General features: G+C 45.3%; 24 protein-coding genes. 13 read left to right on the top strand and 11 right to left on the bottom strand.

The window, feature by feature from the left end; all coding sequences use genetic code 11:
• The first annotated feature begins 18 nt into the window (after positions 1–18).
• The 4 genes from BK026_RS16515 to yghU all read left to right on the top strand — a co-directional run bounded on the left by BK026_RS16515 (position 19) and on the right by yghU (position 6159).
• The gene (locus BK026_RS16515) at positions 19–2685 is read left to right on the top strand and encodes a penicillin-binding protein 1A (RefSeq protein WP_071816820.1); all 2667 of its coding nucleotides are present in this window, start codon (positions 19–21) and stop codon (positions 2683–2685) included.
• A 76-nt stretch (positions 2686–2761) separates the two neighbouring features.
• Positions 2762–4453: an NAD-dependent malic enzyme gene (locus BK026_RS16520; RefSeq protein WP_071817731.1), complete on the top strand. Its 1692-nt coding sequence runs from the start codon at positions 2762–2764 to the stop codon at positions 4451–4453.
• Between the two features lie 309 nt (positions 4454–4762).
• The gene (locus tag BK026_RS16525; protein ID WP_256253870.1) at positions 4763–4981 is read left to right on the top strand and encodes a hypothetical protein; all 219 of its coding nucleotides are present in this window, start codon (positions 4763–4765) and stop codon (positions 4979–4981) included.
• A 320-nt stretch (positions 4982–5301) separates the two neighbouring features.
• A complete protein-coding gene (gene yghU, locus BK026_RS16530; protein WP_071816821.1) occupies positions 5302–6159 on the top strand; it encodes a glutathione-dependent disulfide-bond oxidoreductase in 858 nt (285 codons plus the stop codon).
• Positions 6160–6256: 97 nt separating this feature from the next.
• Here yghU and BK026_RS16535 read toward each other — a convergent pair whose 3' ends face one another.
• Positions 6257–6784, bottom strand: coding sequence for a hypothetical protein (locus BK026_RS16535; protein ID WP_071816822.1), 528 nt, complete (start codon positions 6782–6784; stop codon positions 6257–6259).
• Between the two features lie 361 nt (positions 6785–7145).
• On the opposite strand from BK026_RS16535, the gene BK026_RS16540 reads away from it, so the two are divergent.
• The gene (locus BK026_RS16540) at positions 7146–8621 is read left to right on the top strand and encodes a catalase (RefSeq protein ID WP_177247923.1); all 1476 of its coding nucleotides are present in this window, start codon (positions 7146–7148) and stop codon (positions 8619–8621) included.
• A 50-nt stretch (positions 8622–8671) separates the two neighbouring features.
• Here the strand turns inward: BK026_RS16540 and BK026_RS16545 are convergent, their stop codons facing one another.
• Complete coding sequence (locus BK026_RS16545; RefSeq protein WP_039219244.1) at positions 8672–9250, bottom strand: TetR/AcrR family transcriptional regulator; 579 nt, start codon at positions 9248–9250, stop codon at positions 8672–8674.
• Positions 9251–9374: 124 nt separating this feature from the next.
• Here BK026_RS16545 and BK026_RS16550 point away from each other — a divergent pair, with 124 nt between their 5' ends.
• Together BK026_RS16550 and BK026_RS16555 are read left to right on the top strand one after the other, a co-directional pair.
• The gene (locus tag BK026_RS16550; protein ID WP_071816823.1) at positions 9375–10790 is read left to right on the top strand and encodes an FAD/NAD(P)-binding protein; all 1416 of its coding nucleotides are present in this window, start codon (positions 9375–9377) and stop codon (positions 10788–10790) included.
• Between the two features lie 16 nt (positions 10791–10806).
• Entirely contained in the window at positions 10807–11919 is a 1113-nt protein-coding gene (locus BK026_RS16555) for a DUF2855 family protein (RefSeq protein ID WP_071816824.1), read from the top strand.
• 65 nt (positions 11920–11984) lie between these two features.
• Here BK026_RS16555 and BK026_RS16560 read toward each other — a convergent pair whose 3' ends face one another.
• From BK026_RS16560 to BK026_RS19895, 8 genes are all read right to left on the bottom strand, one after another.
• Positions 11985–12881 carry an alpha/beta fold hydrolase gene (locus BK026_RS16560; protein ID WP_071817733.1) on the bottom strand — a complete coding sequence of 299 codons (897 nt, stop codon included), beginning with the start codon at positions 12879–12881 and terminating at the stop codon, positions 11985–11987.
• Between the two features lie 178 nt (positions 12882–13059).
• On the bottom strand, positions 13060–14370 hold the full coding sequence (gene argA / locus BK026_RS16565) for an amino-acid N-acetyltransferase (RefSeq protein WP_071816825.1): 1311 nt from the start codon (positions 14368–14370) through the stop codon (positions 13060–13062).
• Between the two features lie 17 nt (positions 14371–14387).
• Entirely contained in the window at positions 14388–15770 is a 1383-nt protein-coding gene (gene argH, locus BK026_RS16570; protein ID WP_071816826.1) for an argininosuccinate lyase, read from the bottom strand.
• A gap of 74 nt (positions 15771–15844) precedes the next feature.
• Positions 15845–17050: an argininosuccinate synthase gene (locus tag BK026_RS16575; protein WP_071816827.1), complete on the bottom strand. Its 1206-nt coding sequence runs from the start codon at positions 17048–17050 to the stop codon at positions 15845–15847.
• A gap of 37 nt (positions 17051–17087) precedes the next feature.
• Positions 17088–17999, bottom strand: a complete 912-nt coding sequence (locus BK026_RS16580; RefSeq protein WP_071816828.1) for an ornithine carbamoyltransferase — start codon at positions 17997–17999, stop codon at positions 17088–17090.
• Positions 17996–18841: an acetylglutamate kinase gene (argB, locus tag BK026_RS16585; protein ID WP_071816829.1), complete on the bottom strand. Its 846-nt coding sequence runs from the start codon at positions 18839–18841 to the stop codon at positions 17996–17998. The genes BK026_RS16580 and argB overlap by 4 nt, the downstream gene beginning before the upstream one ends.
• Positions 18838–19851 (bottom strand): N-acetyl-gamma-glutamyl-phosphate reductase, encoded by a 1014-nt coding sequence (argC, locus tag BK026_RS16590; protein WP_071816830.1) that lies wholly within the window; start codon positions 19849–19851, stop codon positions 18838–18840. Before argC ends, argB begins: the two co-directional genes overlap by 4 nt.
• Before the next feature lie 108 nt (positions 19852–19959).
• The gene (locus tag BK026_RS19895; protein WP_256253871.1) at positions 19960–20085 is read right to left on the bottom strand and encodes a hypothetical protein; all 126 of its coding nucleotides are present in this window, start codon (positions 20083–20085) and stop codon (positions 19960–19962) included.
• Positions 20086–20470: 385 nt separating this feature from the next.
• Between BK026_RS19895 and BK026_RS16595 the strand changes: the two genes are divergently transcribed.
• Positions 20471–20884 (top strand): methylglyoxal synthase, encoded by a 414-nt coding sequence (locus BK026_RS16595; protein ID WP_071816831.1) that lies wholly within the window; start codon positions 20471–20473, stop codon positions 20882–20884.
• 51 nt (positions 20885–20935) lie between these two features.
• Here the strand turns inward: BK026_RS16595 and BK026_RS16600 are convergent, their stop codons facing one another.
• Entirely contained in the window at positions 20936–21805 is an 870-nt protein-coding gene (locus tag BK026_RS16600) for a Spy/CpxP family protein refolding chaperone (protein WP_071816832.1), read from the bottom strand.
• Positions 21806–22013: 208 nt separating this feature from the next.
• On the opposite strand from BK026_RS16600, the gene BK026_RS16605 reads away from it, so the two are divergent.
• From BK026_RS16605 to BK026_RS16625, 5 genes are all read left to right on the top strand, one after another.
• Positions 22014–22760, top strand: coding sequence for a response regulator transcription factor (locus BK026_RS16605; protein ID WP_071816833.1), 747 nt, complete (start codon positions 22014–22016; stop codon positions 22758–22760).
• On the top strand, positions 22760–24133 hold the full coding sequence (locus tag BK026_RS16610) for an ATP-binding protein (protein WP_256253873.1): 1374 nt from the start codon (positions 22760–22762) through the stop codon (positions 24131–24133). Before BK026_RS16605 ends, BK026_RS16610 begins: the two co-directional genes overlap by 1 nt.
• A gap of 67 nt (positions 24134–24200) precedes the next feature.
• Positions 24201–25169 carry an alpha/beta fold hydrolase gene (locus tag BK026_RS16615; RefSeq protein WP_071816835.1) on the top strand — a complete coding sequence of 323 codons (969 nt, stop codon included), beginning with the start codon at positions 24201–24203 and terminating at the stop codon, positions 25167–25169.
• A 65-nt stretch (positions 25170–25234) separates the two neighbouring features.
• Positions 25235–25699, top strand: a complete 465-nt coding sequence (gene trmL, locus BK026_RS16620) for a tRNA (uridine(34)/cytosine(34)/5-carboxymethylaminomethyluridine(34)-2'-O)-methyltransferase TrmL (protein WP_071816836.1) — start codon at positions 25235–25237, stop codon at positions 25697–25699.
• Between the two features lie 171 nt (positions 25700–25870).
• Positions 25871–26254, top strand: a complete 384-nt coding sequence (locus tag BK026_RS16625; protein ID WP_071816837.1) for a DUF6515 family protein — start codon at positions 25871–25873, stop codon at positions 26252–26254.
• Positions 26255–26285 lie beyond the last annotated feature (31 nt).

Here is a 26285-nt window from a genome sequence, read left to right on the forward strand (position 1 = left end):
TTCTTGGTATTTGCTACAGTGAAGTACATCAAACCACTCATTTTACTTGTTTTTCTATCGGGACTTATCGGTAGTGCGGCATTGGTAGGTATTTATTTTTATATAAAACCAGATCTTCCAAGCGTTACTGTTCTTAAAGATGTGCGCCTGCAAACACCTATGCAAATTTACACCAGCGATGGCAAGCTCATCTCGCAATATGGTGTAAAACGACGCATTCCAGTCCAGCTTGATGATGTACCACAAGCGCTCATTGATGCAATACTTGCTACCGAAGATAGTCGCTTTTATGAGCATAACGGTATTGACCCAATAGGTATAGCCCGCGCTGCGGTAAGTCTAATTTTAACTGGAGAAAAACGTCAGGGGGCAAGTACGCTTACTATGCAGCTCGCCCGAGGTTTCTTTTTAACACGCGAAAAAACTTACGTTAGAAAAATAAAAGAGATTTTTATTGCGCTTCATATGGAGCAGGAGCTGAGTAAGCAGGAAATTCTAGAACTTTATCTTAATAAAATTGAGCTAGGGCATCGAGCTTTTGGATTTGGCGCAGCGTCTCAGGTTTATTACGGTAAATCACTGAATGAATTGAATTTAGCGCAAATTGCAACCATTGCCGGGTTACCCAAGGCACCATCGGTGTTGAATCCTATCAGTGGACCAGAGAGATCGGTCGAACGTCGGCGCGTGGTCCTGCTTCGTATGCTGGATGAAAAATACATTACAAAAGCACAGTTTGACGAAGCAGCCAGCGCGCCCGTTACCGCCAGAAAACACGGCGCCGAAATTGAAGTCGATGCACCTTACTTGGCAGATACTATTTATAACGAGATGGTAGAAATTTATGGTAAGGAAGAAGCTGAGACGGGAGGGTATCAAGTCTACGCTACTGCGTCTTCACAGTTGCAACTAGCCGCGCAGCAAGCGGTAGTGAGAAATCTTCACGATTATGATGAGCGTCACGGCTACAAAGGGCCACTGGGATATTTATGGAATATACCCGTGGTCGATAAAAAGGCGGACGCTTCTGCAGCGCCTAAGTTAACACTAGACACCAACGGTCGCGAACAGCGAGATGATTGGGATAGTGCATCAATACAAAGTATATTACGCGAAATCCCACACATTAAACCGCTGTTACCCTCGGTTGTGATGAAGGTAAACGAAAAGTCGATAAATGTATTATCAGTAGATGGGATAACGCGTGAAATAGATTGGGATGGCCTCGATTGGGCGCGTTCGTATATTACCGATTTTCGTCAAGGCAACGACCCAAAGACAGCGTCAGATATAACGCAAGAGGGGGCCGTTGTATATATTCGCGAGCAGGAAGGTGCTTGGCGACTATCACAACTTCCAGAAGTAAGTGGCGCTTTAATTGCCGTTAACCCCAAAAATGGTGCAGTAGAGGCCGTAGTGGGTGGATACAGTTTTTACCAAAGTCAGTTCAATCGAGCTACGCAAGCTAAAAGGCAAGTGGGGTCAAATATTAAACCTTTCGTTTACTCCGCAGCGCTAGACAGTGGTTACACCCTAGCCTCAATCATTAACGATGCCCCAATTAATCAATGGAATGCTGCTACTGGTGTGGCATGGAGACCGCAAAATTCACCGGCTGAATACGACGGTCCAATTCGAATGCGTAAAGCGCTTGGTAAATCAAAAAACGTGGTATCGGTTCGCTTGCTTCGCGGTGTAGGCCTTAGAGAAACGGCTGATTATTTAACCCGTTTTGGATTTAACGAAGACGACATTCCGCTAGATGAAACCGTTTCCCTCGGTTCGAGTTCTCATACGCCGCTTGAAGTGGCCAGAGGTATGTCGGTCATCGCCAACGGTGGCTATCTTGTAAATCCTCACTTTATCAGCAAGGTGCTTGATGAAAACGGCGATGAACTTTGGAAAGCAAACCCTGTTTGGGCTTGTAATCGTTGTGAAAATAATGGCGATCCGGAAATATACCCTGAAGACGAAGAAGCAGATATCGAAGCGTTACTTGCCGCAGAACTGAATCAAGACATTTTACTTGGCGATGTTGGCGACAATAATGAAAGCGCAGAAAAGGTGATAGCACCGCAGGTCATTACTGCACAAAATGCTTTTCTTGTGTCAGAAATGATGCGCACCGCTGTAAGAGCTAACGGGAATTGGAACAATAAAACCTATTGGTTAGGAACGGGCTGGCGTGCCAGAAATATTCTTCAACGAACCGATATTGCAGGCAAAACTGGTACAACTAATGACTCAAGAGATACCTGGTTCAGTGGATTCCATAAGGATATCGTGACTACAGTATGGGTTGGTTTTGACAATATGAGCAGGCAGCTTGGCCGCGCAACGCGAAACCAGAATTTAATAAATAAGGATCCAGAGAAGTTTAACTGGATAGGTAATGCGCTAATTGGTACTGAAGACGGCGCTAAAGCTGCAGGTCCAGCATGGATCAGATTTATGCAATTTGCCTTGAAAGACAAACCTCATTCACCTATGCCCGTTCCGGAAAATATAGTGCGGGTTCGCATTGATCGTACCAGTGGAAAGTTGACCAGACGAACAGACCATACGACACTATTTGAATACTTCCTGCAAGGAACCGAGCCAACGACTTATGTACGAGACGACGAAATAGTTGACCCGGCCGTGCAGGAGACAACGACGGCGCCAGAGCCAGAAGAAATATTCTAATTAAAAAGGTACATCAAAGATGTGCCGCTTCAGGCTTTCGGCGATGTATTTGCCTGAACATATTATCGGAAAACCAATGTCAGAAGATTCACAGCGATATCTTTATATTCCTCATGCCGGCCCTTCATTGCTGGAAACGCCCTTGCTAAATAAAGGTAGTGCTTTCACTGCCAGAGAGCGCGCCGCGTTTAACTTGACGGGTTTAGTGCCGCCTAGGTACGAGACCATTGAAGAGCAAGTCGAGCGCGCTTATATGCAATACAGCAGCTTTGATGAAGCCCTAAATAAGCATATCTATCTGCGCGCCATTCAAGACAACAACGAAACCTTGTTCTACCGTCTTATTCAAAAGCATATTGATGAAATGATGCCTATCATCTACACCCCTACGGTAGGTGATGCATGTGAGCAGTTTTCTGATATCTATCGCAGTTCCCGTGGTTTGTTTGTGTCGTATGAAGAACGTCACCAGCTTGACGATATCGTTCGCAATGCAACGAAGCGCAAAGTGAAAGTGATTGTTGTGACTGACGGTGAACGCATTTTAGGTTTGGGCGACCAAGGTATTGGCGGAATGGGTATTCCTATCGGTAAACTTTCGCTATATACCGCATGTGGCGGTATCAGCCCAGCCTACACGCTACCCGTTATGTTAGACGTAGGTACTAACAACGAGAAGTTACTAAACGACCCAATGTACATGGGCGCGCGCCATCCACGTATTGAACAGGACGAATACGATGAATTCGTCGATATGTTTATTAACGCAGTAAAGCGTCGCTGGCCTGATGTCATGATTCAGTTTGAAGATTTTGCGCAGCCAAACGCTATGCCGCTATTAAACCGCTACCGTGACAATGTGTGCTGTTTTAATGACGATATACAAGGCACCGCTGCTGTAACCCTTGGGACTATTTTAGCGGCGTGTAAAACTAAACAGCAAAAGCTACGCGACATGAAAGTTGTGTTTGTAGGTGCAGGATCTGCAGGCTGTGGTATTGCTGAAATGCTTATCCAACAAATGGTGTTTGAGGGTCTAACTGACGAACAAGCGCGTAAGCAAGTGTTTATGATTGACCGGTTTGGTTTGGTAACTGAGGGCATGGAAGGATTGCGCGACTTCCAGCAAAAGCTTCAACAGAAAAATGTAGACCTGAGTGATTGGACGTTCAGTGGAGATTACGCGTCGCTGTTAGATGTGATGCATTGTGCACAGCCAGACGTGCTTATTGGTGTTTCAGGCCAGCCAGGTTTGTTCACCGAACAAGTTATTCGAGCTATGAAGCAAGGCTGTGAGTTGCCCATTATATTCCCGTTAAGTAATCCTTCGCGCCAAGTTGAAGCCCGTCCAGAGCAAGTGATTGAGTGGACGGAAGGTAAGGTAATTATTGCCACAGGTAGCCCGTTCAAACCTGTAGAATACGATGGCAAAATATTTCCAATCGCACAATGCAACAACTCTTACATCTTCCCTGGTATTGGTCTTGGTGTAGTTGCATCAAAAGCCAAGCTAATCAGTGATGAAATGTTGATGGCTGCAAGCAATGCACTGGCCTCAGCGTCGCCATTAGTCAACACTGGACAAGGTTCATTGTTGCCACCACTGTCTGCTATTGCTGAAATTAGCCGAGAAATCGCTTTTGAAGTGGGTAGAGTTGCTATGGAGCAAGGGCTAGCCCTTGAGATGTCTGACGACGCACTGCGCGCCAGCATTGAGCGTAACTTCTGGAAAGCGGAGTATCGCCCTTACAAGCGAGTAAGCATCTAGTATCATTTAACGTTATAAAAAGCAGGCTTAGCCTGCTTTTTTGTACTTGTGAACAATGCTTTTACCATGACCTGCAACGCAAAAGCCAAAAGTAAGCAATCGTCTAACTGCTCGTAATTCATCCATTTCGCGACCGCACTCCAAACAAATGTAAAATGGTGTTGCCTATGCGCAACATTTCCTGTGTTTAGCTCACATATTTTTTGATGGGTTAGTGTCTAACCTATTGTTATTTATTGATTAATTGTAGTTGGCACAATGATTGATACACCTCCCTGTAGCAACAATAAGGAGCAAGGGGTGGTATTGATGATAACGTTCAAAAACAAGGTAAGTCCTTCACGCGCGCGAATTGTAAAGCGCTCATTCTCTACGTCATTAGTTATGGCCGCTCTTGCAACACTCTCAGCTTGCGATTCACCTAATGTGGATGATGCAGTACAAGGTGAAAAGACTGCTAAAACGGCTGCTAGTACAGTCTCAGAAAGCCCAATGGATGAACAAAGTGAAATGTTGGCATTTGGATGAATCCGACGTACTTGATGCCTACTGCGAGGTTGGGCAATACGTGGCAAATCTTTTTACACACTATCGATTCTGCCACGGTTATTTCTGACGAAAAGCTTTTTGGCAACTATCGTATAGTTTCAGTTTGCGGGCAAAGGACTGCTCGCCTTTTATTCCATAAAGTCGCGCTGTACAGAAAGCTGAGGCGCGGCTTTTTTATGTCAATAAACGTATATCGCCGTTTATTAGTCGACACCGTTGAGCTATAAGTCTTTAAAAGCTGTTCTTAGTAGCTATGTATTGCACTAACCTTAACGATAAAGTCATTTAAAGGAATTGCTATGTCGACAGAAAGTAACTACACACCACCAGAAGTTTGGACTCAAGCTGAAGATGATGGCAACAAGTGGGCCAGCATTAATCGTCCTGTGTCAGGCGCTACCCATGAGAAGGCTCGTCCTAATGGTGAACATGGTTTGCAGCTATACTCGTTAGCTACGCCTAATGGTCAGAAAGTTACCATCATGCTTGAAGAGTTGCTGGCTGCTGGCGTGAGCGAAGCAGAATACGACGCTTGGCTGGTTAACATTGGTGAGGGAGACCAGTTTTCTTCTGGGTTTGTTGACGTTAATCCGAATAGTAAAATTCCTGCTATGGTCGACACGACCACGTCGCCAGAAACCAAGCTATTCGAGTCGGGGTCAATTTTAGTTTACCTGGCGGAAAAATTCGGTAAATTCATTCCACAAGACGCTCATGCCAAGGCGGAATGTTTCAACTGGCTGTTCTGGCAGGTGGGGTCAGCGCCTTACTTAGGCGGTGGTTTTGGGCACTTCTACAGTTATGCGCCTTACCCAATGGAATATCCTATCAACCGCTTTACCATGGAAACTAAGCGTCAGCTAGATGTGCTAGACAAGCACCTAGCAAACAACGAGTACATTGCAGGTAGCGAGTACAGTATCGCTGACATGGCTATTTGGCCATGGTACGGCAACTTGGTGCTAGGTAATTTATACGACGCAGCCACTTTCCTTCAGGTGCACGAGTACACCAATTTAGTCCGTTGGGCTAAGCAACTAGAGCAGCGAGAAGGGGTTAAACGAGGCCGTATCGTTAACAAAACCTGGGGCGACGACGGCCAGTTAGAAAACCGCCACACAGCAAAAGATATCGACAACGCACTCGCCAAGGTTTGATTATAAGAGGGAACTAGTCTTTATTTCCCTTGAAAGCCGGAAGTATACGCTGTGGGGGTAACGTTATCGCGTTTACCCCTCATCTTTTGATGTTGAGTTAGATAAGCTCTGCCACACTCTTCAAATAGGCGTGTTGAAGTGGAGTGAAATCCCACTCGCTTAAAGCCTCATTAAATTCAAAGTTGCCCACGCGGCCTCGCCAGCGTTCGTTGGGTACTGCAGACCACCTTTTCATATACACCAGCTTTCCATGAAGGCAGTGAAGCACTTCAAGCTGCGGTTTTTCGTGTGTGCCGTAAAATACGCTCTCTGAAACCGTGGCGCCTTCTTCACAATCTTGGTTAAAAAACACAAAGCCGCGATAGCTTCCATCTTCTGTGATGGTAATAAGCGATGCATATTCTTTGCTTTCGGACACTTTCCGTAGCGCAGGCAAATAACCTTCAACTCGTTTTATCTGAAGCCCTTGTGATTTGTTATGCCACTGCCATCCTGAACTTCCCATAAAAGTAAGTTCGTTATTCTTACTGTTGATTCGGCTTAATTTGGCAAACGTATTCCACGACGCAACAAGAATTATGCACAACATCATAAAACCAGAAATGAAAATAATCGGTTTAGTCATTATACAAACCTAAGTCGTTTTCGAGTTTTCATCTTTTTGTTTACGAGTTATGACGCATGCTAGACCTTCATTGCAAAAAAGTAATACGCAGTGTCTCGCTTCAATAGCGAGCTCTTATTTGCACCTCATTGATGTAATTAGTCCTGATACTAATAATCTGCTGCAACCAATAAATGATCGAGTTTGATTTGAAATCACGATTATAACTATCTATTTTGTTCGCTTTAATTGGTATTAAGAATCAGCGAATATATTTCTAAACAGAAAACGTGATTAAAGATTCTTAGTTAATCACGCGTGTAACGCACAGTTTTAGTAAAGCTAACACTGTGACAGAGAGACAGACTAGAAGGAATTCGCAATGAGTAAGTGTCCATTTTCAGGTACAGCTATCAACCCCACCACGCTAACATCTAGCAATGGTGCGCCCGTTGCTAATGACAATCAAAGTCGAACCGCAGGACCACGTGGCCCCGTTACTTTCGACAACTACTATTTGTTCGAGAAGCTTGCGCACTTTAACCGCGAGCGAATTCCAGAGCGCGTAGTTCACGCCAGAGGCAGCGCAGCATATGGTACTTTCACGCTAACTAAAAGTTTGTCTGATTATACTATTGCTGACTTCTTGCAAAAAGAAGGGCAAAAAACCGATGTGTTCTTGCGATTTTCTACTGTAGGTGGCGGTCAAGACTCAAGCGATTACGCTCGTGACCCTCGTGGTTTTTCGGTGAAGTTTTACACTGAACAAGGTAACTGGGATATGGTTGGAAACAATACACCCGTATTCTTCTTGCGAGACGGCATTAAATTCCCTGACTTTATACACAGCCAGAAAAAGAACCCACGTACTAACTTGCCTGACCCGCAAGCGGTTTATGAGTTTTGGGCAAACAACCCACAGTCGCTACACCAGTCAACGATTTTGATGTCTGACCGTGGTATCCCGTATTCATACCGTCATGTGAATGGCTATAGCTCACATACTTTAAGCTTTTGGAACAATGCCGGTGAGCGATATTGGGTAAAGTGGCACTTTAAAACTAACCAAGGTATCAAAACGCTTACTAACGAAGAAGCAGCGAAAATGCCTGCCTATGGTGCCCAACAAGATCTTGTTGATAGTATTGATAACGGCAATTTTCCATCGTGGACAGTGAACGTGCAGATTATGACCGAAGAGGAAGCACGTAATTATCGTATCAATCCGTTTGATCTTACCAAGGTATGGCCGCACAGCGACTTTCCGTTAATTGAAGTAGGACAGTTGGAGTTAAACCGTAATGTTGATAACTACTTTGCAGAAACTGAGCAAGCCGCGTTCGCGCCGAGCAATTTGGTACCGGGTATTGGTGCGTCGCCAGACAGAATGCTTCAAGCGCGACTCATTGCATATCAAGATGCTCACAGATACCGTATTGGAGCCAACTACAATCAGATACCGGTAAACGCACCACGTTGTCCCGTACACAATTACCAGCGAGATGGCGCTTTTGCAGGGGTTAACCCAGCACTTGCAGGAAGTGGAGCTAACTTCTATCCAAACAACCGTGCTCGCATTGGTGAGCCTGCTGAAATGCCAGAGGTACAAGAGCCACCAATGCCTTTAGAGCAAGATGCATGGTTAGATATTTACGATAACCGTGATGAAGACAACTACTCACAAGCTGGTGACTTATACCGCATTATGAGTGAAGACCAAAAGCAGCAGTTGGTGAATAATATTGCTGACGGCCTAAGCCAAGCAACGCAAGACGTGCAAGAAGCGATGTTCGTGCAATACGATCTAGCCGACAGCGACTACGGTGCTCGTGTTAGAAAGGCGGTCGCCAGCAAATAAAGAACATGGGGGGCAGAGTATTTTATTAAAATATACTCTGCCTTCTTTTTTTACTGGGTAGCGACTAGGGCGTAAACGTGCAAGCGAATGGCCTGAAGTGCGCGTTCTTTCCAATTGTTCCAAGTAATACGGTTGCTAATTTCGTGCTGATTCAACGTAATATAACCATGATTTAGCGCCCATACCTGCATAGCTACATCTTGCTTTTCTTCAACAGACAGGTCTTTTTTAATTAACGCAGCGGTAAGCTTAGTTAGCGTGATAAAGGCTTTTTCACCTGCCTCGATAGCTTCATCTGATGGCGTATAGTCTTTCAAATTAGAAGCAAAAATTAGTCGATAATGGGCTGCATGAGTTTCTGAAAACGTTAAAATACGCTCGCAGCCATTAATCACTTTTTCTGCCGCAGTATTACCGTCGGCTGCCAACATTTCACGCTCTACTAGTTCGAAACCTTCGATGTAAAGCGCATCTAAAATACCCTGCTTACCTTTGAAGTGGCTATAGATGCCAATCGTTGACATACCTGCACCGTCAGCAATGGCGCGCACGCTAAGTGCATTCGTTCCGCCTTTCAAAAACAGCGCTGAGGCAGCGTCTAAGATCTTTTGTCGCGTATCTTTTTTCATTTACACATCATTTACATGTTGCGCTATATAACACCGTTATGTAAAGTGGTTTTATAACGCCGTTATATCTCTTGGTTTAACACTTAACCTGCCTGCCCGCAGGTTATTCATAAGGACACTATATATGAAAACTGAGCAATTAACCTGCGATTATTTGATTGTAGGCGCTGGCGCGGTCGGGATGGCATTCGCCGATGTACTGCTTCACGAAACAAATGCTAACATTCTGATTGTAGATAAAAATGCGAAGCCTGGCGGGCATTGGAACTATGCCTACCCCTTCGTCACCCTTCACCAGCCGTCAGCTTTTTATGGCGTGTGCTCAAAAGAGTTAAATCGTGGCGTTATTGATAAAACAGGATTGAATGAAGGCTTGATGGGATTAGCTTCAGGCCAAGAAGTTAGCGCGTATTTCGATGCGGTAATGAACGAAACCTTTTTGCCTTCAAATCGAGTGCAGTATTACCCGCTTTGCGAATACAAAGGAAATAAACAATTTATTTCCACCTTAAATGGCAAGCAGTATAACGTGACTGTGAACAAGAAAATTGTTGATGCCACTTATCTAAATACCAATATTCCGCTTACCCATACTCCAAGTTTTACTCGCGACAACAATGTTGCATTTACGCCAGTTAATACCGTGGTTGAAAATATTGAAGGCTTTGATAACTACGTGGTGGTCGGCGGTGGTAAAACAGGTATTGATACCTGCCTATGGCTGCTCGAAAACCATGTGGCCCCAAAAAACATCCACTGGGTGGTATCCCGAGATGCATGGTTACTTAACCGTAAAAATACCCAGCCTTTGGACGACTTCTTCTTCGATTCTATTGGGGCACAAGCAAATCAAATGGAAGCTATCGCTGCGTCAAGTTCCATCGAGGATATGTTCGACAAATTGGAAGAGCGGGGCGTTTTACTGCGTATTGATAAAAAAGTAAGACCCAGTATGTTTCACGGGGCAACGGTGAGCAAATTAGAGCTTAAAGCCTTACAAACGCTGCCATCTGTCGTTAGACAAGGTCGTGTTAAACATATCAGCCGCGAAGAACTGTGTTTTGAAAGTACAACATGGAAAATGCCAGATAACGCGTTGGTTATTGACTGCTCAGCTTCTGCACTGACTAACCTAGAGATGAAAGCGGTGTTCGATGGTGACACCATCACCCCTCAAACAGTGCGCGCTTATCAACCTGTTTTTAGTGCTGCACTTATTGCCCACGTTGAGGCTGCTTACAGCGATGAACAACAAAAGCAGATGCTGACACAAGTGGTCCCGCTGCCTAATCGCGACGTCGACTGGTTGCCAATGACCGCAGCCATGTTACGAAATATGCAAATTTGGGGTGAAGACCCAGCGCTTAAAGCGTGGATCTACCACTGTCGATTAGATGGCTTTTCAAAAATAGTACACGGCGTGGCAAAAGACGATATGCAAAAAATGCAGGTGTTAGGGCGATTGAAAGAGGCAGCGGCACCGGCCATGCAAAAGCTGATGACTTATATACAGGGCTTAAAAGCGAGCGGACAACTTTAATAGGTTAAACATAACGATGAAACAGTTTCAAATAGATAAAACGAACCCAAACTGCTTTCGAATAACGCAAGCAGAAGGTAGCCCCGATAACGCGCGAATAGAGGGTACTGAAAACACAAAAAGCCTAGTGATCAAAATTGAAAGGTTCGCGTTTACTGCCAATAACCTCACCTATTATATGGTGGGTGACAAGCTTGGTTATTGGCAGTTTTTTCCACCGATTAACACCAGCAGTAATGAAAATTGGGGTGTTATTCCGGTATGGGGTGTGGGCCAGGTAATAAGCTCTAATAATGATTCGGTAGAAGTTGGCAGTCGTTTTTTAGGTTATTTCCCGCCCGCTGAGTATCTGGTTATGGCCAACACAACGGTAACAAACAACAATTTAATAGACTGTAGCCCTCATCGTTTGAAGTTGCCCCAAGGGTACAATGTCTACCGACCACTTCCCGTAATAGCGGCCGATGCTAACGCTGAAGTTATCGCCAAGCAACACGAACAAGAAAACTTTCAGATGTTGTTGTGGCCGCTTTATGCAACGTCCTACTGTTTGTCGGAAGTGGTCGAATCCATACCCGCTTCAGCGCGAGAACAGTTGCTGGTGCTAAGTGCTTCAAGCAAAACCAGTTTAGGGCTTGCTTTTGCGTTAAAAGAAGCTGGTATTAGCGCGATAGGCGTCACGTCAGATAAGCATGTCGCACCCCTCAAAGGGTTAGATGTTTACAGCGCTGTTATTAGTTATGAACAGCTGGACATGTTGCAACTGAAAGGCACCGTTGTGGTCGACATGTCAGGTAATGCTCAGGTCAAAGCATCAATCAAGCATAGACTTGGTGAACACCTAACCAGATACATCAACGTTGGGCTTACTCACTGGCAGGACATTGAGCTATCAGGCGATGAGGAGTTTTTCTTTGCTCCTGCTCATATACAGCAGCGTATGTCTGAGATTGGGGCTGCTGAGTATCAGAAGTTAAGTAGCGGGTTTGTAGCAAAAGCCATTGCATGGAGCGCCGGTTGGCTAAACGTTAAAGAGCGTGAAGGGCTAAGCGCGCTACAAGATGACTTTAGCCAACATCAACAAGGTCATATTCCTTCAAATGAAGGAAGAATATACACACTTGCTTAGCGCGTAACCAGAGCACCCGTATCGAGTTCGAGCGCTTTGATATAAGCGCTCGTTCGAAGGTGATATCACACGTATTGATTAAAGTAATCGGTGACTTTAGGCCATAGATGTTGACATTTCCGTGAGAAAAACTTCATGTGGCCGATTTCTTTGACGTTGTTGGCCTGCGGGTCTAGCTCCTCCACCTCAGCTTTCATATTGGGGAAAACGCTAATCATATCGTGAACGTTATGAATATTAGCAATATCGTCGTCGTTGGCGAGTAACCACTTAGAAGGTATCTGAATGGTATCGTAGTGATGCTGGTTAATATCACTGCCAAAGCCAGTTTTTACGTAGCCTTTACCGTTACACCATTTCTGCCATTGGCGCGCCACTTTTTTAGGTAGTGGTTCGCCCATGCCTACCCACTGAGACTTAGTATGGCCAAACAATAAATTACTCACGGGAATATAGAAATTCATAAAGAAATGCGCTTTAAGCAGATAGCTTTTACGCATGTTTCTGAGGCTACCTGATGAACTGCCAAAATTACAAAAAGCAGTGAGGTCGTGTACGTTATACATCAACCCCAATAGCTGACCTCCCGCACTATGACCAACAAGAAAATAGGGCACATTAGGGAAGTGAATCTTTAGTGTCTCGAGCACCGCTGGCATATCTTGTTCGCCCCAGGTTACGAGTGATGCGTCACTTTGCTTAACGCTGCCGTTGACCGACCCGCCAATGCCACGGTTATCGAACGTGATAACGCCAAATCCTTGCTCACTCAAGTAAGTGGCAAATGCGCTATAGAATTGGCGTTTTATACCTGTTGCTGGGCCAATCATAATTGCTGCTTTAGCGGGGCGGACAGGAGAGTAAAGGGAAGCGGCAAGCGGTGTACTATCAGCACAAGTAACAGTGATATCTTTAACACTCGTACTTTTTAGGGAGTCGTGTTGCTTTATTTTGCTCGACATTGGTGATCTCGAAAACTCATCTGGTCTAACCAGTAAACCTTCTGCACCAATAAAATGCAATATCCTGACTATTTATTTTGTTGATAGTTAGTCCTGAGTGATAAGTGATAAGTGACGCGCAAATGCTACTGCTTAGCTGGGATGGTAAGCCATAGCATTCGCGCTAAAACGAAATTTTCTACACCGCCAAGGTAAATACTTTAGAATTGCGCTGGAAGTTATACAGCTCTTTCTTTACGGCAGGTAGCGCACTAATGTCTGCAGGTTCAAACCCTTGCTCTAAAAACCAGTGTGCGGTAACCGTGGTCAGTACAAAAATACTGTTAATACCGGCTTCTTTAGCACGCGCTCGTACTTCATCTAGAATCCGTTCGCCACGGTTTTTGCCGCGATAATCTTGATGGGTTGCCACGCAGGCTAACTCGGCACAGCCGTCTTCAGGGTATAAATACAAGGCTGCGCAGGCGATGATCATGCCGTCACGCACTATCACAATAAACTGGTTAATTTCGTTCTCTAAACGCTCTCTAGAGCGCTTAACTAACACGCCGCTTTCTTCTAGCGGTTTTATTAGCTTTAAGATCCCTCCCACATCTTCGATAGTCGCTGCACGCAGTTGTTCGTAATGGTGTTCCATTACAAGCGAACCCGTACCGTCACGGGTGAACAGCTCTTGAAGCAATGCGCCGTCCTTTTCAAAGCTGATGCAGTGAGCACGGGGCACACCGGCAGCTACGCTGGTGGTAAGAGCGCTTAACACCGTATCTTCGGTGGTAATGTCGCCTGCCATCATCAACTGTTCTAACTGAGGGCGTTCAATGGTGCGAAGTAAACGACCTTCGCGGTTATATACGCCATCAAAGTTCGAAAATACGATAAGTTTGTCAGCTTTAAGGGCTATAGCCGCCTGCGTAGCTACATCTTCGTGAGACAAGTTAAATACTTCACCTGTTGATGAATAGCCCATAGGCGATAGCAACACAATTGAGCCATCGTTTAAATGATCGTTAATGCCGGTGGTATCAATACGACGCACTAACCCGGTGTTTTCAAAATCAACGCCGCCTCGCACGCCCATTGGTTTTGCAACGACTAAGTTGCCCGAACACACGCGTATTTGCGAGCCGTGCATAGGTGAGTTGGGAAGCCCCATGGTAAGCAGAGCTTCTACTTGTGAGCGCACCGAGCCTGCGGCATCTTTTACGCACTCAAGAGTCTGTTTATCGGTAATGCGTACACCGCTTTCAAAGCGGCCTTCAATATTGCGAAGGGCAACGCGCTGATCTATCTGCGGGCGGGCACCGTGCACCACGACCACGCGCACGCCCAAGCTGTTAAGCAGGGCAATGTCGTGAATAATATTAGGGAAATTAGGATGCTCAATGGCTTCGCCACCGAACATCAACACAAAGGTTTTCCCTTGATGAGCATTAATATAAGGCAGTGAACTGCGAAACAGTTTTATGCCGTCATGATGCGCTAGTACCATCTAAGCAGTTCCTTGTCCTACCCTTGCTTATCCAAATCTTCCAACTCTTGATACAGTGCTTTAGTAACTGTTTCTTTGCTGGTTCCACCAAGGATATTGCGCTGGTTTACACCGTATTCCAATTGAAGTACTGGATAAACGTCGTCTTCAATTTTGTCGCAAATAGCCTGCATGTCGCTGAGTGGCAAATCTTCAATGGCGCAGCCTTTGTCGATGGCCTGAAGCACAACGCGTCCTGCAATATCGTGACCTGTTCTAAACGGTACACCTTTTCCTACCAGATAATCGGCAAGCTCAGTGGCGTTAGAGAACCCTTGGGTTGCCGCAACACGACAGCGCTCTTCGTTTAGCTGCAGTGAGTCAAGCACTTCGCTAGCAATGCACAAGCAAATGTGCCACTGATTTACCGTATCGATAGCGCCCTCTTTGTCTTCTTGCATATCTTTATTGTACGCAAGTGGAAGGCCCTTCATGGTAACTAACAGCGCTTGCAAAGAACCAAATACACGACCACATTTGCCGCGCATTAATTCAAGCGCATCAGGGTTTTTCTTCTGCGGCATAAGCGACGAACCAGAAGTTACGCTATCGCCTAACTGCAGGAATCCGGCTTCGCCAGAGTTATAAAAAATCATGTCTTCGGCAAGACGTGACAAGTGCATCATGCTAGTGCTGGCTACAAATAAAAGCTCTAGCACAAAGTCTCTGTCCGACACAGCGTCAAGGCTGTTAAGGCAGGGAGAGTCAAAGCCCAGTTCTTCAGCAATGGCATGACGGTCTACAGGGAAAGTCGTACCTGCCAATGCGCCAGAACCTAAAGGGCACTGATTCATGCGTACTTTTAAGTCATCTAAACGACTTAAATCACGCTTTAGCATTTCAACGTAAGCCAAGCACCAGTGTGCAAAGTGAATAGGCTGTGCACGCTGTAAGTGGGTGTAACCTGGAATAATGGCTTCTTGATGACGGCTTGCGGCATTAAGAAGCGATTTGATCACACCTAAAACATCAGCACGAAGTGAGGCAATATGTTCTCGTACCCACAGGCGAAAGTCAGTAGCCACCTGGTCGTTACGGCTACGACCTGTGTGTAGTTTACGGCCAATATCGCCAAGCTTTTCAATAAGCGCAGCTTCTACAAAGCTGTGAATATCTTCTTCGCTCGATGCGTTAAAGTCTAATTCTCCAGCATCGGCTTTCGCTTTTAACTTGCTAAGTGCTGCTTCAAGCTGAGCTTGTTCGTCAGCAGTTAGTACGCCTGCCTTTTGCAGCGCACGCGACCAGCTGATAGAGCCTTGAATATCTTGGCTTGCCATAACTTGGTCAAACGGCAGTGAGTCGTTAACCTGTTTAAACATACTACTTGCACCGGACTCAAACCGGCCACCCCACAACGCCATGCGATGCTCCTTAAATACTGTTTGTTGCCTTTGATACCTGCGCGTAGCTGCTAAAAGCTACGCGCGGTATACAATTAACCTTGATTTTTTAGTGCTTCAATACGACTTGAAAGACTGAATAGGCGGATAAAGCCCTCAGCGTGCTTCTGGTCGTAAACATCGTCTGCACCAAAGGTAGCAAAGTCTTCAGAGTAAAGGCTGTTGGGCGATTTACGCTGGGTAACCGTAGCTTGGCCTTTATAAAGCTTAACCACTATCTCGCCTGTCACTTTCTTAGCAAAAGACGCTGCACCAGCAAGCAGTGCATCGTTAAGGGCAGTAAACCAACGACCATCGTACATAACATGTGAGAACTCAAGACCAATCTGCTCACGGTATTTAAGCGCAGCTTTATCTAGCACCATAGTTTCTAGTGCTTTGTACGCTTTAAGCAGTACGGTGCCTCCTGGCGTTTCATAACAGCCACGAGACTTCATACCTACAAGGCGGTTTTCAACAATGTCGATACGTCCAACACCGTGTGCCGCGGCTACAGTATTAAGTTTAACTAGCGCTTGATAAGGCGAGAGTGCTTCACCATCAACGTGGGTCAGTTTACCTTCGTTGAACGACAGGGTTACGCGCTCAGGTGTGTCAGGTGCATCTTCAGGATCAACGGTCATGGTCCACACTTGCTTGGTAGGCTCTTGCCATGGATCTTCTAGCTCGCCGCCCTCGTGTGAGATGTGCCATGCGTTTGCATCACGGCTGTAAATTTTGGTTGCTGACGCTGTGGTTGGAATATTGCGCTCTGCTAGATAAGCCAATAGGTCTTCACGGCTTACCATATCCCACTCACGCCATGGCGCAATAACCGTAAGATCAGGGGCTAGAGCAGCAAAGGTACTTTCAAAGCGTACCTGGTCGTTACCTTTACCCGTACAGCCGTGGCATAGTGCGTCGGCACCTACTTTACGCGCAATCTCAACTTGCGCTTTGGCGATAACCGGACGTGCCATTGACGTACCCAGTAGATATTCACCTTCGTAAACCGCACCGGTAGTGATAGTTGGGAAGATATATTCGCTTACGAACTCTTCTTTCAAATCAACAATGTGGCATTCGCTTGCGCCAGATGCGATAGCTTTTTCATGAAGGCCTTCTAGTTCTTCATCACCTTGACCCACATCTGCTGCAAACGCGACAACTTCACAGCCATAGTTTTCTTTAAGCCATGGAATGATGGCTGATGTATCAAGCCCGCCTGAATAGGCCAGCACGATTTTTTTAACGTTTTGCATCTAAATAATCCTTCTAAGCGTCTTTTTAAGCGTCTTTTTAAGCGTTAAGTAATTGAGTAAGAATGGCGTTTTGGCCATGCATTCTATTTTCGGCTTGCTGCATTAATAGCGATTTATCGCTATCAATCAACGAGCCCGTAATTTCTAAATCGCGATGGGCAGGTTGGCAGTGCATAACGTAGCTAGCACCGGTTGCTTCCATCAACGCTTCGTTCACCTGATAAGGCATGAACTTTTCTTTAATCACTTCAAGTGGCGTCTCGTCACCCATTGAAAGCCATGTATCTGCATAGATAACGTCTGCACCGTTAGCAGCACTAAGCTCTGTGCTTTCAACAATCGATACACCCGTTTTCTCGGTAATTGCTTTCGCTTGCGCCACAATTTCAGGTGCCGCTTCGTGACCCTCTGGCGTAACTACAACTTGGTTGCAACCTAAAAGCGCCCCAACTATTAACAGAGAATGGGTTACATTGTTTCCGTCGCCCACATAAGCCATGGTAAGACCTTCGGTTTTGCCGAAGCGTTCAAACATAGTAAGGTAATCAGCAAGGCCTTGGCACGGATGATATTTATCACACAATGCATTGATAACAGGCACATTTGCAGCCTTAGAAAAGGTTTCTAGCGTCTCGTGAGAAAATACACGAGCGACTATGGCGTCAGCCCAGCATGCAAGGTTAGCAGCAGTGTCTACTGCGTCTTCACGGCCGGCTAATTTGCCCGACTGTACATCTAAATACACCATGTGGCCGCCAAGCTTGTTAATACCAATATCGAAGCTTACACGGGTTCGCAATGACGGCTTTTCAAACAGGGCAACAATTGATTTCCCCGCTAGCACGTTGCTGTAACTTGCTGGGGCTTGTTTAATTTCTACAGCCAATTGCAGCAAGTTTTTCATTGCGTCGGGTGTCCAGTCTGCAAAGGTAAGTAGGTCCTGTTTCATTGTACTTCTCCGGCATTGCCTTTTGTAAAATCGGTGTGGGGTAAGTCAGCGTTTGTTGACGGTGTATTTGTCAGCGCTGCGGGCAGAATTTGTGTACCCGTTTTTTTATTTAAGATGTCGTTGATGTCGGCGGCCCAGCTTGCGATATAAACCGCGCGGCCTAAATTCTCTGCAGACGCTAGTGCCGCATCTACTTTCACTTTCATTCCGTCGGTGATAACGCCTTCATCTGCGTACGTCGATATACTTGCTGCGTTAAGTTCGCTAATTAGCAATTTGTTGCCGTCTAGCACACCGTCAACATTGGAAAGGAGTAAAAGTTCAGCGTTAAGAAGCTCGGCAATAACCGTAGCCGCTTGGTCGGCATTGACATTCAGCAATCGGCCTTGTGGGCTTGAGCCAATTGAGCTAATGACAGGAAGGGTTGACTGCGCCAAAACGTTTTTTAAAAACGAAGCGTCTGCCGTTGATGGCACGCCAACGGCGCCATACTGGTCTGCCAGTGGCTCGCACACCACCATATTGCCGTCTAATAACGATAAGCCAACTGGCGTAATACCAGCAGCAAGCGCCGCAGCGCAAAGCTGTTTATTAGCAGAGCCCGCTAGCGCCCCGCAGATATAAGGCATGTGCTCGTCGGGCGTAACACGTAGACCATCAATTTTTGTGCTTTGAAGGCCAAGGCTCGCCATCAGTGTTTCCACTAACGGGCCGCCCCCATGTACTACCACAACCGGGCGTGTTGCTTGAACGTCTTTTACGCTTAGAAATAAGCGCGTCATTGCCGCCGCATCATCAAGTAATGCACCGCCAACTTTAATTACAATTGGTGAAACACTCATAGTACTAACCCTGTCTCTACTGGCTGTTTCGTCATTATGTTTAGGCACTGTATAGCTTGAGAAGCAGCGCCCTTCATTACGTTGTCGATTGCAGCGGTAATCACTGCGTATCCAGATGCCTCATCTAACTTCCAGTGAAGATCAACAAATGGGGTATGAGCAACGTCGTCAATTTTTGGAAAACTCTTGCGCAAACGCACAATGGGTTTATCAGCATAGGCGCCAGTGTACGCTTGTTCAAGTTGCGCGCTGGTGGTACCAGCTTTTACCTTAACGGTTACTGTGGCCAATATCCCACGTTTAAAATTACCTAAGTGCGGCGTAAAGATAACAGGCGTGCCTAGATACGCTTCAATTTCAGGCGTATGGCGATGACCAAGTACGCCATATGCTTGAAGACTGACCTCAAAAAAGCTGGTGGTTAGGCTAGCTTTTCTACCAGCACCGGAAACACCCGACACGGCATTAATTACAGGGCGTACGCTCTCATCAAGTAGGTTATTTGCAGCAAGTGGTTTAAGTGCGCTAAGACTCGCAGTGGGGTAGCAACCAGGCACAGCAATAACATCAGCACTGGCAATTTGCGCTTCGTGCCATTCGGCAAGGCCGTAAACAGCTTGGGCTAGGCTTTGCTTTTGCGTATGGGGGAAGCCGTAGAACTGTTCAAAAACGTCGGTATCTTTAAGTCTGAAGGCCCCCGATAAATCGAGTACTTTGGCTTTGCCTGAGGACAAGATAGGCATCCAGTCGTGGCTTGCTTCGTGAGGTGTGGCAAGAAAAATAAAATCGACGCCATTAGCCATCTCTTCTAGCGCTGCGTCTGATATAGGTGTGAGCGTAGCGTCTACGTGAGCTAAAGTGCCGTGAAGTTCTGCAATACCTTTTCCCGCATCGCTACTATTCTGTGATACGTAAGTACCTGCCAAAACTAGTTTAGGGTGTTGAATAACCAACTGAACCAATTGTGCCCCTGTGTAACCACTGGCACCAATAATTGAAACGCTATACATAATTTAAAAATTCAATAAAAGGAGAAAAAAATCACTTTTTACCTTTGTAAACTGGTTTGGCGAAAATCCATGCCTAACCGCGACCACATTACAAAGGTAAAAAGTGTGCTACCGAATAAGCATAGATGTGCACACGCATCGTCGTGCGCTATGCAAGGTGTAGCCAGCCAGGGGAGAGGTAAACTCTTTATCGTTGTCAGTGATTGAACCAACAACGCGAGTTGGTTGTGTCATCATCAATTCCTATCATGTTTCAACCCTAATTTTAGGGTTAGATGCCTTAACCGAGGACTAGTGTATCCTTTCTGAATTATTATGCAATAATAATGTATAAATATTTTTTTGTTGTCGTTACTGATTGCGAATAATTCAGATTGCAAATAATATCGGTGTAGTTATGACAATATGTTGACAAGCGATAAAATAAAACTGAATAGTTATGTTAAGTGCTTATTAATATCACTTTTTCAAATTAGCCGCTTTTTATGCCTGATGAGCAATAAAAGGTATACGATTTTAAAAAATCGACAAAAATTGCTGTATTGAATGATATTTAGTGCTTAATCTAAGTTGAAAATAGAGTGCATTTGATAATTGGGATGGACCAGGAATTGGATAAATGAGCAGGCTTACCTTAGCGTTAGTAGCGCACGACCATAAAAAACCGGAGTTGCTAGCATGGGTGAAGCAGCATATTGACGTACTTAAACAATGCAATTTAGTAGGAACGGGAACAACAGGTGGTTTGATTGCCTCTGAAACTGGATTAGACGTCACACGGTATAAAAGCGGTCCGCTTGGCGGGGATCAACAGATAGGCGCGCTTATTGCCGAAAACAAGCTAGACGCGCTATTCTTTTTTTGGGATCCGTTAAACCCTGCACCTCACGACCCTGATGTAAAAGCGCTGCTGCGTTTATGTTCAGTGTGGAATGTGCCAGTAGCGTGTACTCCAGCAACAGCAGATTTAGTCATAACATCTCCGCTTTTCTTGTCACCGGATTACAAGCCAGTCAAACCAACGTTTGAATAAAAAAGGCTGGTTGGGACCAGCCTTATCACTATATTGAAATTTTGATTTCCATTACGAGCGGAATAATTCACGTAGCTTTCGTCTCTCTTCGCGCTGTGCGCTTAACTTTGCTTGCTGCTCGGTTGTGAGCACTGCAAACATTGCTTGGCGATGCATCGCTTTTTGTACGCCTGCATTAACAAGGTCGCTTTTGTATTGAGCAACAAGTGCGCTCCATGTTTCTTCTGAGAAAGACGCACTTCTAATTAATTCACGTTGGGCGTCCCTGAAGCTATGTAACACTTCTCTATTCACTTTAGCGATCTCCTTGAACGATTCGCGAAGCTCAGCAAGGCTTGTTTTCTGAGCGTCGGTTAGCTCAATACCCCTAAATGGTATGCCGTCATGTTCATGGCGCAGTCTGTCTCCTACACCATGATCGCGAGACCTTTTACCTTTTGCCTCTCCATGGTTTGCCACTCGAACGCTTTTCTTCTCAAGCGCGTCGCGACGTTTGTCGCGCCTCATTTCTCTTTTATATTCTCTTTTCGACTCGCGTGCTAGTACGGTTGCTTGTTGCTCTGCATTAAGCACGTTGAAGATATTGTGGCGAAGTTCAGCCAGAGCAAATTGTTTTGACTCGCGTTCTTCAAGTTGCGATTGAACAAATGCGGTAATTTGATCTTCAGAAGCGGTTTCAAAGTCAAAGTCTGGTTTTTCGCGACTCGCACTAGCTAAGCTAGGGTTAGCGCTTTTGAACGCACTTATGAATGTTCTAATTTCTCCAAGTTGAGCATCACTTAGGCTCAAGCCACGAAGATGTTTAACAATTTCTTTTACCGGTTGCTGGTGACGCATTTCTGGGCCTGAAGGCTTTGCGTTAGAAACGCCGCTGATACTCATTGCCGCTACTGTTACACTTGCTATTAAAAACCTTTTCATTGTCGTCTCCTGTTTAATCGGACAAGACTAGATTAGCGAATACACAGATAAAAGCAGTCAAGAGAACGTAAAGCTTATGTAAAGGCCGAACTCAACAAAGAATGTAAAGGTCTGAGAAGTTATAGTACGTGTTTATTGTTTAGTAGAAACCGCTAAAGATTGTTCACAATATATTTGAGCGTGGCGACATTTGGCATAAGGCATTAAGATGAATTTAGCCGTAAAAGAGTGTAAAACCATGAGTTCTGATTTCCATTTGCAGTCAATACTGATTATTGATGATGATATTGAATTAACAGAAATGCTCTCTGCTTACCTCACCAGCATGGGCTACCAAGTGACCGTAAAGAATGACGGTGAAGCAGGCCTAAGCGAAGCATTGTCGGGTAACCATTATGATCTGGTTCTTCTCGATGTAATGATGCCAAAACTCGATGGATTTGATGTACTGAAGAAACTTCGTGCAAGCCACAGTACGCCAGTACTTATGCTTACCGCACGCGGTGACGACTACGACCGCATTCTTGGCCTTGAAATGGGAGCGGATGACTACCTTCCGAAGCCCTTTAACCATCGTGAACTGGTTGCGCGCATTAAAGCTATTGTACGCAGGCACAACATAGCCACTTCAGGTGGTGCAGTTGAGCAAGATTTACGTGTTGAAAATGTTCACCTTAGCCCAAGTAGTCAAGTTGCAAAAATTGACGATATCCCACTTACACTTACTTCAACGGAATTTTTAATCTTACGCTTATTGATGCTTCACGCTGGTCATCGTGTCACCAAAGAAGAAATTAGCCTCAAAGTACTTGGAAAACCTCTTCAAGCTTTTGACAGAAGTATAGATATGCACGTGAGTAATCTTCGCAAAAAAATAGCTGAAATAACAATAAATGAAAAAATTAAAACCATCCGTGGTGTTGGCTACATGCTAATGATGAGTGCTGCAAAATAATGATGATTCTACGCCGGTTAAATCCTACTCGAGCCATCGTAGGGCGCCTTTTTTTATGGTTTTGGGCAACGTTTATCGTTACGGCTTTACTTGCTATCTGGGGAAGCCGTCTGTTTTTTGAAGATCTGCAGGTAGTTGAAATAAAGCCCATGGAACTGAAAAACCTTCAGGCGGTTGCGCAGCGGCTTACGAGGGAGAGGTTTATAAGGTTCCCTCTAGAAGACGCATTAAGGCGAAATTCACGAGGGATTAGGGGACGCTTAATAGCCGTGAATGTCAGTACAGGCACCGTCATTTCATACAATGGCCCGCCGCTTCGCGAGAATGAGAAGCGAGACTTGCTAAGGCTAGTAAATCAACAAGCACCAATAGGTATAAAGCGCGGCGCGTTGAAGTTAATTGGGCCAGTTTTCTTCGAGAAGCAAAATCAGCAATACGCATTATTTAGTGCGAAGCTGGATATGTCAGAGAAGCAAACCCCACCGGTACTTTTATTTCTTTGCATTGCACTGATAACCACTGTACTGCTCAGTTGGCTGTTTGCCCGCTCTTTAACAAAACCGCTTTTGCAAATTCAAAGCTCTGCAAAAAGGTTGGCAGAAGGAGAGTGGCAAACCAGAGTCAATATTGGTTCAAAGAGGCACGATGAGCTCGGTCAATTAGCTCGGGACTTCAATGTTATGGCAGCACAGCTAGAGAATATGTGGGGAGCGCAGAAAAGGTTACTTGCGGATGTTTCACATGAACTGCGCTCACCCCTAACACGACTGCAAATGGCATTGGGACTTGCCTACCAACAAAATGTGGACATTAATACGCTCGAGCGCGTGGAACGCGAAGCTGAAAGGATGGAAGCACTCATATCACAGCTATTAACGCTCAGTAGAGCTGAAGCGGGCAGCGCTAACATTAAGGCATGCTCGCTGTCTCAGATTCTTGATGATGTATTCAAAGATGCAAATTTTGAAGCAGCTACCTGCAGCAAACAATTACAAATAGAAACCGTGCCACAAAAGACCGTATTGGCTGACGGTATTATGCTTTGTAGAGCCGTTGAAAACGTACTTAGAAATGCTATACGGCACAGTCGCTTGTTAACTAAAGTCAGTTTTGGTGAGGATGAAGCCACGTGGTTTATTCGTATAGTTGATGATGGGGAGGGGTTGAGCCTTGATGAATGTAAGCGTATTTTCTCGCCGTTTTATAGGGCGTCACTGGCAAGAGAGCGTACGTCGGGTGGTGTAGGACTCGGTTTATCCATTGCAAAAGCTGCGGTTGAGTTGCATCATGGACGCATCGATGCTGTGCCCATCTCTGGCAGTGGGTTGCAAGTTACGCTAATTTTTCCAAAAGAATTGAGCAGCGCCCCTTAAATGGGCACCTAGGTAACCTGTGAAGCAGTAGAAGTAATAAAGCGAGTAGACAGTTGAAAGGTGATCTATGGACTGGACGTTGACGTCTGAACAAAACTTGGCATCTACGTTTGCCACTGAGATAAATCCATTTTGGCAGCGCTCTGTTAGTCAGGGTGAGTTTATTGGGAAAGATGATATAACCGTACGCTATGCATATTGTATCCCAGAGACGCCGCGTTCAACCATAGTTATAAGTTCAGGTCGAATTGAGTCGTATTTAAAGTACAAAGAGCTCATCTTTGACATGTTCAATAACGGTTTTGCTGTTTTTATCCTTGATCACCGAGGTCAGGGTTTATCCGGAAGAATGACGCATGATCGTCAACATGGTTATGTCGCCGATTTTAGCGATTATGTTGACGATCTCGTAACCTTTGTCGAAACAATTGTAAAACCGCGTCAACAAGGCGATTTACAGCTTGTGTGTCACTCAATGGGAGGCGCAATTGGCGCTTTGACCTTACTTCGACGCCCCCATCTTTTTACAAAGGCTATTTTCGCTTCACCGATGTTTGGAATAAAACCATCTTTGCCTAATTGGCTGGCAAACGGTCTTATTCGAACTGGGCTAGCCGTCAACAGGATGAAGAAAAAGGAATCTGGATATTTTTTCGGACAAACACCCTACATTGCGTTTCCTTACTCGTTAAATAAGTTAACACACAGCAAAGTCAGGTATGCGTTATTTAGAGAGTTGTACGATGAAGAGCAAGATATTCAGCTTGGCGGTGTGACGACAGAATGGTTACGTGCGGCACACGAGGCCATGAATACCATAGAGGATAGTGCCGGCGGCATATTAACACATTCGCTTGTTTTGAGTGCGGATGACGACACCATTGTTGATAACAAGCGCCAGCGAGTAGTCGCCAAAAGAATGGCAAACGCAACATTAGAAATTATACCGCGCGCTTATCATGAGCTATTTACTGAATCTGACGAAATTCGAGATCGTAGCCTAAAGCGCATGTTTGATTTTTTAACAGAAAATTGAGCGTACACGACAAAGCCGCAAGGTGTAAAATGCCCCAAAATTAGCACAGTAGGTAAACCGAGAGCATGCTAGATATTGTACTTTATCAGCCTGAAATTCCGCCCAATACGGGCAATATCATTCGTTTATGCGCAAATAGTGGTTTTACGCTCCATTTAATAGAGCCACTAGGCTTTGAGTGGGACGACAAACGGGTACGCCGAGCAGGCTTAGATTATCATGAGTTTGCTCACGTTAAGCGCCATGCAAACTTAGAAGCCTACCTTGAGGATGCGAAGCCGAACCGAGTATTTGCTTGTACAACAAAAGGCAAAGCGTTTCATAGTGATGTGTCTTATCAAAAAGGTGACGCCCTCATATTTGGCCCAGAAACCCGTGGTTTACCCGATGAATATATTCAGTCACTGCCGCCAGAACAGCGGGTTCGTATTCCTATGCTACCAGACAGCCGAAGTATGAATTTGTCAAACGCCGTTTCGGTATTTGTGTACGAAAGTTGGCGTCAATTTGGCTACGAAGGTGCGAGGTAGCAAAACGCGGACAAAAGCCACCGGAAGAATCTCTATCTTAAAAAGCCCTGTTAACAGGGCTTTTTTATGCCAATTGTAAAGAAAGCGTAAAGCGTATCTGAGTCAGTTTTCGTTCAGCTTCACTCATTAATATAGCCTGTGAACATGCACGAATGAGTTAGGAGTAGCATTATGAAACGTATAACATTGACTATTATTACCGGCGTTTGCTTGATGGTTGCAGGCCAGGCTAGCGCGCATTCAGGTCACCATTCTCACGCTAAAAAAGGTGCGAATAATACGGTAACTGTTATTACGCAACCTGCTCGTCCGCTAATTGACGTAGCCATACGCGTTCCTAAAATTGGACTATTCGTTAACGTGTTGCCAGGTGCACATAGGGTTGAAGTGGTCGATAACAACCGTTTTTACGTTGCGAATGGCCATTATTATCGAAAGCAGGGTAATCGCTATGTTGTCGTTGACTCCCCTTACAAGAAGGTGAAAAAAGTGAAGCGTATTCATGACAATTACCGAGGCAACCAAAAAGTGGTAGTGGTTAGGGAAGGGCGCTAGTTGCTAAGTAAAATAAAAGAAGCGTAATATG

It is taken from the genome of Alteromonas sp. V450, from assembly GCF_001885075.1.
Taxonomy (GTDB): Bacteria; Pseudomonadota; Gammaproteobacteria; order Enterobacterales; family Alteromonadaceae; genus Alteromonas.